Annotated in this window: 8 protein-coding genes; 4 read left to right on the top strand and 4 right to left on the bottom strand. The window is 64.8% G+C overall.

What is annotated here, in order from left to right:
* Both VFW84_RS01415 and VFW84_RS01410 read left to right on the top strand, forming a co-directional pair.
* A partial coding sequence (locus tag VFW84_RS01415) for a response regulator (protein WP_329678641.1) occupies positions 1-1,140 on the top strand: 1,140 nt, incomplete at its 5' end.
* Positions 1,137-1,529, top strand: a complete 393-nt coding sequence (locus VFW84_RS01410) for a response regulator (protein WP_329678640.1) — start codon at positions 1,137-1,139, stop codon at positions 1,527-1,529. The genes VFW84_RS01415 and VFW84_RS01410, both read left to right, overlap by 4 nt.
* Here the strand turns inward: VFW84_RS01410 and VFW84_RS17475 are convergent.
* Positions 1,481-2,887, bottom strand: coding sequence for a putative bifunctional diguanylate cyclase/phosphodiesterase (locus VFW84_RS17475; RefSeq protein ID WP_414638851.1), 1,407 nt, complete (start codon positions 2,885-2,887; stop codon positions 1,481-1,483). The two genes, VFW84_RS01410 and VFW84_RS17475, sit on opposite strands and share 49 nt — an antisense overlap.
* 145 nt (positions 2,888-3,032) lie before the next feature.
* Complete coding sequence (locus VFW84_RS01400) at positions 3,033-4,856, bottom strand: glutamine--tRNA ligase/YqeY domain fusion protein (protein WP_329678639.1); 1,824 nt, start codon at positions 4,854-4,856, stop codon at positions 3,033-3,035.
* Between the two features lie 297 nt (positions 4,857-5,153).
* On the opposite strand from VFW84_RS01400, the gene VFW84_RS01395 reads away from it, so the two are divergent.
* Together VFW84_RS01395 and VFW84_RS01390 are read left to right on the top strand one after the other, a co-directional pair.
* Entirely contained in the window at positions 5,154-5,933 is a 780-nt protein-coding gene (locus tag VFW84_RS01395) for a hypothetical protein (RefSeq protein WP_329678638.1), read from the top strand.
* A gap of 97 nt (positions 5,934-6,030) precedes the next feature.
* Positions 6,031-7,449 (top strand): alpha/beta hydrolase domain-containing protein, encoded by a 1,419-nt coding sequence (locus tag VFW84_RS01390; RefSeq protein ID WP_329678637.1) that lies wholly within the window; start codon positions 6,031-6,033, stop codon positions 7,447-7,449.
* A gap of 7 nt (positions 7,450-7,456) precedes the next feature.
* Here VFW84_RS01390 and VFW84_RS01385 read toward each other — a convergent pair whose 3' ends face one another.
* Positions 7,457-7,912: a DUF3717 domain-containing protein gene (locus VFW84_RS01385; protein WP_329678636.1), complete on the bottom strand. Its 456-nt coding sequence runs from the start codon at positions 7,910-7,912 to the stop codon at positions 7,457-7,459.
* 9 nt (positions 7,913-7,921) lie between these two features.
* Positions 7,922-8,854: tryptophan--tRNA ligase (locus VFW84_RS01380; RefSeq protein WP_329678635.1), on the bottom strand; the 933-nt coding region annotated here is incomplete at its 5' end.

The following is an 8,854-nucleotide window of genomic DNA, read 5'->3' as shown; positions in this document are numbered from 1 at the left end:
GTGATCGACCCGGGTCGACTCAAGCAGGTGCTCTACAACTACCTCTCCAACGCCATCAAGTTCACCCCAGAAGGCGGTTGCGTGACAGTGCGTGCTTTCCCTGAAGGCCCCCAGCATTTCCGACTGGAAGTCGAGGACACGGGCATCGGCATCGCCGCGGCCGATCTGCCCCGCCTGTTCGTCGACTTCCAGCAACTGGATGCCGGCCACAGCAAGCAGCATCCCGGCACGGGCCTGGGCCTGGCACTCACGCGCCGGCTGGTCGAGGCCCAAGGCGGTCAGGTGGGCGTGCGCAGCACCCCCGGGGTGGGCAGCGTGTTCCATGTCGTGCTCCAGCGCGTCTGCACGGCGCCACCATCCAACACCGAACCCGCCAGGCACCGACTGCTCATGATCGAGAATCAGCGATCGCAGCAGGCGCAGGTGATCGAGCAGCTCTCCAGCGCGGGGTTTCACGTCGACACAGCCCCCACCGGCGAGCAGGCCCTGGCCCACGCGCGGGACCGTGCCTACGATGCCATCACCCTGGATCTGCTGCTGCCCGACCAGCATGGACTGGGCACGCTGGCCAGCATCCGACGCGAAGGGCCCAGCCAGCACTCACCCGTGCTGGCTGTCACCATGCCCATCGACGGCGGCGACACCGCCACCTTCGCGGTGGCCAATGTGCTGAGCAAACCCATTCGCACACAGGAGGTGGTGGCCGCCATGGCACAAATCCGCCCGGGCTCAACCGAGCAGCCCGGCCGGGTGATGGTGATCGACGACGACCCCTATGCCCTGGACCTGATGCGCGCCACGCTCTCGGGCATGGGCCTCCAGCCCATCTGTCTGCTCGATGGCCGCCAGGCACTCCAGGACATCGATCACCATCAACCAGACGCCATCATCCTGGATCTGATGATGCCGGAGTTCGATGGCTTTGCCGTCCTCGATGCGCTGCACCGGATGCCGCTGTGGCAACACACCCCGGTCTTCATCTGGACCAGCATGATCCTCACGGACGAGGAATACGAGAACCTGGCCCGATCTGCACGGGCGGTGCTGAGCAAGGGCGGCGGCGCGCTGGCGAACATGCTCCAGGCCATGAGCCGCTGGCGCCCTCCCGTGGACGCCCTACCGCACGAGGACGGGCCGTGACGCCAGCGCGGGTGCTCATCGTCGATGACAACGTCATGAACCTCGAACTGGTGGGGTTCATCCTGGACGCCAACGCCTTCGCCGTGGCGTCTGCCAGCCATGCCGATCAGGCGCTTGCGCTGATTGCCAGCTTCCAGCCAGACCTGATCCTGATGGACATCCAGTTGCCTGGCATGGACGGCCTGAGCCTGACCCGACAACTCAAGGCCGACCCGAACACCCGGCACATCGTCATCGTGGCCTTCACCGCCTATGCCATGAAGGGTGACGAAGCCAAGATGCTGGCCGCAGGCTGCGATGGCTACCTCTCCAAACCGATCGAGGTCGCCACATTCGCGTCTCAGGTGCGCGCGTTCATCGATGCGGCCACGGGCGCAGGTGCCTCTTGAGCGACCTGGCGTGAGGCCAGGTAGGCGTCAAAGTCGACCACCGGCATGGGCTTGCTGAACAGATAGCCCTGATAGCGATGACACCCGATGGAGCCCAGGAAGTCCCGCTGCCCCTCGGTTTCCACCCCCTCGGCGATCACGTCCAGGCCCAGGTTCTGTCCCAGACTGACCACGGTGTTGGCAATGGCTGCATCGTTGGGGTTGGTGAGCAGGTCGCGCACGAAGGTCTGATCGATCTTGAGCTGATCCAGCGGCAAGCGCTTGAGGTAGGACAGCGATGAAAACCCCGTGCCGAAATCATCCAGCGACAGACTCACGCCACTCGCCTTGAGCGCTGCCATCTTGGCGATGATGTCGTCGATGTCATTGACCAGCATGCTCTCGGTCAGCTCGATCTTGAGCAGGCGCGGATCGACGCCACAGCGCTCGACGATGCTGGACACCTGGGCCACGAAGTCCGGCTGGCGGAACTGCCGCGCGCTCACGTTCACCGCCAGTTGCAGGGATGCCGTGGCCGGATCCCGGGCCCACAGGGCCAGTTGGGTGCAGGCCTGCTTGATCACCCAGTCGCCCAGCGGCAGGATGAGGCCCGTCTGCTCGGCCATGGGGATGAAGTCACCCGGTGGCACCATGCCATGCCTGGGGTGCTTCCAGCGCACCAGGGCCTCGGCCCCGATCACCTGCCCCCGCGCGTCCACCTGTGGCTGGTAGTGCAGCACGAACTGTCCCTCGACCAGGGCGGCGCGGAAATCCGCCTCCAGCGCATTGCGCTCGCTCACGTCGGCCTGCATCACCATCAGGGCCATGTACAGCGTGGCCATGGCAAAGAGGTTGTTGCCCCAGGCATTGAGGGCACGCACCTCATCGGGCTGCACATAGGCCGGGCTCAGGCCAAAACTGGTCACATCCAAAAAGACATAGGCGGCCATGAACAGGCCCGTCACACCATGCCGCAACCAGGGGCCCTGCCCCCTGAAGAACATGAAGGCGCAGGCCGCCAGGGCGGGCATCAGGTGATGGGTCGAGCGTCCCACCGCGGCGGTGGGCACATCCAGCAGCAAGGAGAACGCCACCAGCGTGATGAACAGGATCGCCAGCAGCAAGATGCCGGCGGCATGGGCCTGTTTGCGCCGCGTCAGCAGGATGCCGACGATGCCCGCCACGATGTACATGATGTCCATCGGCACGACGATCCACTGTCCCTTGACGGCAAACAGCAGACCCCAGACCACCCCGGCGGTGATCAGAAAGCCGCAACCGATCAGCACCATCAGCTCGATGCGACGCTGGTGTTTGGCACTGGGGCTGCGCCAGGTGCTCTGGCTCGCGGAACGACTGGCCTGACCAGATGGCGGCATGGGGGGTGAACAGCTTGGAAGCGGACGACAGCCATCCTATCGGACGACTCCCTGGCGCGCTTGAGGGTTACCAAGGGTAAGCCCGAGCGGCAAACCCTGATCCGGGGCCCGCCGCGTGCATCCGTTCACACGCCCCGTAGCCGGCTCATTTGCCCCAGCCGTCCTTGAGCCCGGTGATCTTGTTGAAGACCGGTCGACCGGGCACATGGTCCAGGCGGTCGGCCACAAAGTAGCCAAAACGCTCGAACTGGAACTTCTGATCGGGCTGCGCCTGAGCCAGCGAAGGCTCGACGTAGGCGGTGACCACCTTCTTGCTGTCCGGGTTGAGGCTGGCCAGGAAGTCCTTGCCACCGGCATCGGGCTGCGGATCGGTGAACAGCCGGTCGTAGATGCGCACCTCAGCAGGCACCCCATCGGCCACGCCCACCCAGGTGATGGCGGCCTTGACCTTGACGCTGTCGGCCCCGGGCGTGCCGCTCTTGGTGTCGGGCACCAAGGTGGCCTGCACTTCGCTGACGCGGCCCTCGGCATCGCGAGTGCAGCCCGTGCACTCGATCACATAGCCGCCCTTGAGGCGCACCTTGTTGCCGGGGAAGAGGCGCTTGTAGCCCTTGGGCGGCACTTCTTCAAAATCCTCGCGCTCGATCCAGACCTCGCGGCCGATCGTGAACTGGCGGGCAGCCGGTTCCGGCACGCCTTCAGGCGGGTGGGGCAAGGCGGGCAGCGAGCAGGGCTCCAGGTGACCTGCGCCCATGACCTCATCCCAGTTGGTGAGCACCAGCTTGACCGGATCGAGCACGACCATGCCACGGTGGGCCTTGCTTTCCAGATCGTCGCGCAGGGCGATGTCCAGGGTGCTGTAGTCGATCCAGCTGTCGGCCTTGCTGACCCCGATGCGCTCGCAGAACAGCTGGATGGCCTCGGGGGTGTAGCCACGGCGGCGCAGGCCGACGATGGTGGGCATACGCGGGTCATCCCAGCCCGACACCACCTTTTCATCGACCAGTTGCTTGAGCTTGCGCTTGCTGGTGATCACGTAGGTCAGGTTCAGACGGGCGAACTCGTACTGCCTGGGTGTCGGTTGCTTGAGCAGGCCCCCTTCGGCCAGGCGGTCGAGCAGCCAGTCGTAGAAGGGGCGCTGGTCTTCGAACTCCAGCGTGCAGATGCTGTGGGTGATCTGCTCCAGCGCGTCCTCAATGGGGTGCGCAAAGGTGTACATCGGGTAGATGCACCACGTGTCACCCGTGTTGTGGTGGGTGGCGCGGCGGATGCGGTAGATGGCCGGGTCGCGCATGTTGATGTTGGGCGCGGCCATGTCGATCTTGGCGCGCAGCACCATGGCGCCGTCGGGGTGCACGCCGTCGCGCATCTCGCGGAAACGCGCCAGATTGTCGGCGGGCGAGCGCGCGCGGAAAGGGCTGTCCTTGCCGGGCGTACTGAAGTCGCCCCGGTTGGCACGCATTTCCTCGGGCGTCTGCTCGTCCACATAGGCCAGACCCGCCTCGATCAGGTACTCCGCTGCGCGGTACATGAAGTCGAAGTAGTTGCTGGCGTAGTACAGATGGTCCTGCGCCTGCCCATTGAAGTTCGAGGCCCAGCCAAAGCCCAGCCAGGACACCGCGTCCAGGATGGAGTCGACGTATTCCTTCTCTTCCTTCTCGGGGTTGGTGTCGTCAAAACGCATGTGGCAGACGCCACCGTAGTCGCGCGCCAGACCGAAGTTCAGGCAGATGCTCTTGGCGTGGCCCACGTGCAGGTAGCCGTTGGGCTCAGGCGGGAAACGCGTGCGGATCTTGGCGGGATCGGGTTGACCTTGCTCATGGTGGGCTGCGTCACCCGGGGTACCACCCCAGCGGCGGCTGGCGTAGGTGCCCTGCTCCAGATCACGGTCGATGATGCCGCGCAGGAAGTTGGTGGGCTTGTGGTCGTCTTTGCCGGCAGGGGTATCGCCAGGAATCGGTGCGTTCATGTGGGGTCGTGCCATCCAGAGGGGAATCCCGATTCTATCGAGCCCCTCGGCCTGGGATGCACACCCGATCCCCCGACGAAGACGGGATATCGCCCACGTCATGCAGAGATTGCGCCGCAAACCACCGTTTCAAACGATTGTTTTCGCGTAACCCTTACGCAGGAAAAAGACATTTCAAACAGAAACATCTTGATGGATGCACACATCACCTTGCCTTGAGGGTATGCCCTCTCTTGGGATTCAACTCTGAATTCGAGAATTCCTCACGCTCCCACCAGGTCTGTTTCAAACGCCATCATGCTCTACACCCACTACGTCAAGACACGCGATCTGCGGATCTTCGAGATCCTGCGGATGCATGCGATCTTCGAGACCTACTACGACCATGGTCCGATCGACACTTTCATGCGCGACCTGACCAAGAAGGACGGCGTCTTCCTGGTGCGACGCAAGAAGGACCAAGGCATCGTGGGCTTCTCCACCCTGGGCATCTACCACTTCGAGCATGAGGGCCGCCGGGTCAAGGGCCTGTTCAGCGGTGACACCATCATCGAGAAAGCCTACTGGGGCTCGCGCACGCTGCAGACCGCCTTTGCCCGCAAGCTGTTGATCGAAGCCCTCAAGCGCCCTTTCTCGAAACAGTACTGGCTGCTGATCTCCAAGGGCTACAAGACCTATTTGCTGCTGGCGCGCAACTTCCCGACCTACTACCCGGATCATCGGCAGGAGCACGCCGGCCTGAAAGACCTGGTGGTGAACTACTGCGAGCAGCTCTACCCCGGGCACCTCGATCAGGAACGCATGGTGCTGACCTTTGGTGAGCAGGCCAACTGCCTCAAGGAGGAGGTCGCCCCGATCACCGAGGCCCTGCGCCAGGCCGATCCGGCCATCGACTTCTTTGCGCAACGCAACCCTCTGTGGGCTCAAGGACACGAACTGCCCTGCGTGGCACAGGCCGATCTGTGGACCTTTGCCAAGGCCATCTGGCCCTTCCTCTGGAAGGCTTTGCGCGGCAGCCCGGCGGCCCGCCCCCAGCCCACTGCCGCCCGGGACACGGCCTCGGGCGCCAACCCCTGAAACGGGTGTCACCACCTCAGGTAAGTCCTCATGCCTGCCTGCATTGTTTTTGTTAGTGTGACGAACATTTAACGACACACCAAGAACAGGAACACACATGAGCACGCTCCCAGCTTTCCTTGCACGACAGACACTGCGACGCACCGTGATGGCCGCCTCGCTGGCTGCCATCAGCGCCCTGGCCATGGCCGGCGCACCGCGCGCCACACTGGAGCTCGCCCCACCGGGCGACAGCTATGGCGACCGCGCCGACCAGTTCGGCAGTGCGCCCTTCGTGGAGCAGGAGTTCTTCATCTCCGGGCAGGCACGCCGCTACAAGAGCGCCGGCACCCTGGGCAGCGACGGCAAATGGGCGGCCACGGTGGTGTCCAGCAACACTCCCTTCAAGACCGCCGTGATCGTGCGCCGCCCGGCCAACGCAGCGAACTTCAATGGCATCGTGCTGGTCGAATGGCTCAACGTCAGCAGCGGCTACCCGCTGGACGTCGACTGGGGCATGAACCGCGAAGAAATCCTGCGCAAGGGCTACGCCTACATCGGCCTGGCCAACCAGAAGGTCGGCATCGAGGGTGTCAAGAAGCTGGAAGCCTATGGCGACCGCTATGCCGCGAGCGACATCAGCACCGACGACATCTCCTACGACATCCTGTCCCAGGCCGGTCAGGCCGTGCGAGACCAGTACCAGGTGCTGCTGGGTGGACTCAAGCCCGTCAAGGTGCTGACCAGCGGTCACTCCCAATCGGCCATGCGCCTGACCACCTATGCCAACGCCATCCAGCCTCAGGACAATGTGTTCGATGGCATCCTGATCCATGGCCGTGCGGCCAGCGGCGTGCGCCTGGCCTCGGGTGACAACCTGCCCTCGACCACGGTGATCCGCGCCGACAGCAAGGTCCCCGTCTTCCAGATCCAGTCGCAAATGGATGTCTCGGCCTTCGGCTCGACCTCCAAGGCCATCGACACCGGCCTGGTGCGCTATTGGGAGGTGGCCGGCGCCGCCCATGCCGATCAGTACCTGCTGGACAACATCTACTCGGTCAGCGAGCGCGAGGTGGGCTTTGATCAGCCCGATTGCGGCAAGCCGCACAACGCCATGCCCTTTTACATGGCCCAGAACGCCGCGCTGCGCCATCTGACCAACTGGACGCTGACCGGCAAGGCCCCGCCTGTGGCCCCCCGCATGAAGCGCAACTGGCTGGGCAGCCTGCAAAAGGATGCCCATGGCAATGTGATCGGCGGCCTGCGCCTGCCCGAGATCGAGGCGCCCATCGCCACCTACGGCAACGCCAACTTCACGACTGGCTCTCTGGCCTTCCTGGACCTGTTTGCCTGCGTGGCCGGCGGCTACACGGAGTACTTCAGCGCCAGCAAGCTCAAATCGCTCTACCCGACGCATGCCGATTACGTGAGCAAATACAAGGCTGCTGCCGATGCGGCGCTGGCGGCCGGCCACATCCTGCCCGAGGACCACGCCAAGGCGCTTCAGCGCGCTCAGGCAGCGGCCGTTCCTCAGTGAACGGCGCTCAGGTCCGCGCCTGACCGGGCGCGCCTGGCGAGGCGGCCCGGGGTGATGCACCCTCGGCCGCCCGCTCCGCATAGCGGTTGAAGCGCCAGGCGGTGGACTCCAGCGTGATGCGGCGCCAGGTCTGGCGTTTTTCAGCGGGGCTCATCTCGGGCCAGAGCTGGACCTCGTCGAAGGTGCGGCCACAGCCCTTGCAGAGGTCATCGCCCTGGCTGGTCGAGCAGATCGCAATGCAGGGCGTGTCGGGCGTGGTGGCATACCAGGCTCCCCAGGCCTCCAGCGCGGCACGGGGCATGGTGTCCTCGTCGCAGACGCTCTCGTGGTAGTAGACCATCAGGGCATAGACCTCGGCCAGGCGCAGCAACTCGGGCGCAAGCCCGACGCCATCGGGCGAAGGCGCGCGCTCACGCCACCAGTTGATGGCCGCTTCAATGTCGGTGATGTGGATGCCGGCCATGGCCTGGCCTCACTCCTGGGCGGCCACCAAGGCGGCCAGGGCCGCCTCCACGCGGGCGCGGTCCACGCCTTCGGCCAAGCTCACGGGCGCTCCGTCAAGCACCAGAGCGCCCTCTTGCTTGAAGCGCTTGACCCAGTTGCCGGCCTCGCGACCCTCGGCAAAGGCCTGGCTTTGCAGCAACAGGCTGCCATCGGCGTCCGCCAGCTTGAAATAGAACTGCCCATCGGCCTCGCGGTATTGCTTGAACACCGGCAGATCGGCCTTGGCTGCATGGGCCTTGCCCGCCTGGGGCTGACCCACGGCCACCATGGTGCGCAGGCCCACGGCATGGCGCAACTCGGCCAGGAAGGGGGCCGACAGCGCGCGCGCCTTGTGGGCGCCCGCTTGCAGCACCTCCTCGATGTGCTCGGGGTGGGCCATCAGTTCGGCATAACGCTCACGCATGGGGCCCACATGGCCCTCGATCAACTGCACCACGCGCTGCTTGGCATCCCCCCAGCCCAGGCCCGCACGCAGGTCAGCATGGAAGGCGCTGCGGGTGGCCGCATCGGCAAAGGCATCGTGGATGGTGACCAGGTGAGCGCTCTCGGGGTCCTTGGGCTCACCGGGCAGGCGCGAATCGGTCACGATGCGTGCAATGGCGTCCTTAAGAGCCTTGGCGCCCCCTTCGAACAGGGGCACCGTGTTGTCATAGCTCTTGGACATCTTGCGCCCATCCAGGCCTGGCAGGGTGGCCACGCTGTCTTCGACCTCGGCCTGTGGCAGCACGAACAGCTCCTTGCCCTGGCCATAGAGGTGGTTGAAGCGCTGAGCCACATCGCGCGCCATCTCGATGTGCTGCACCTGATCGCGCCCGACCGGCACGCGGTGGGCATTGAACAGCAGGATGTCGGCCGCCATCAGGATGGGGTAGCAGTACAGCCCCATGGTCACGCCCGCATC

The sequence above is a fragment of the Aquabacterium sp. genome (genome assembly GCF_036279655.1).
GTDB lineage: Bacteria > Pseudomonadota > Gammaproteobacteria > Burkholderiales > Burkholderiaceae_C > Aquabacterium.
This window is presented reverse-complemented; position numbering and strand designations above follow the sequence as displayed.

Bases quoted from the DNA above. Each gene is read 5' to 3' on its own strand.
- VFW84_RS17475 (WP_414638851.1), bottom strand. From the start codon at position 2,887: ATGCCGCCATCTGGTCAGGCCAGTCGTTCCGCGAGCCAGAGCACCTGG.
- VFW84_RS01400 (WP_329678639.1), bottom strand. From the start codon at position 4,856: ATGAACGCACCGATTCCTGGCGATACCCCTGCCGGCAAAGACGACCAC.
- VFW84_RS01395 (WP_329678638.1), top strand. From the start codon at position 5,154: ATGCTCTACACCCACTACGTCAAGACACGCGATCTGCGGATCTTCGAG.
- VFW84_RS01390 (WP_329678637.1), top strand. From the start codon at position 6,031: ATGAGCACGCTCCCAGCTTTCCTTGCACGACAGACACTGCGACGCACC.
- VFW84_RS01385 (WP_329678636.1), bottom strand. From the start codon at position 7,912: ATGGCCGGCATCCACATCACCGACATTGAAGCGGCCATCAACTGGTGG.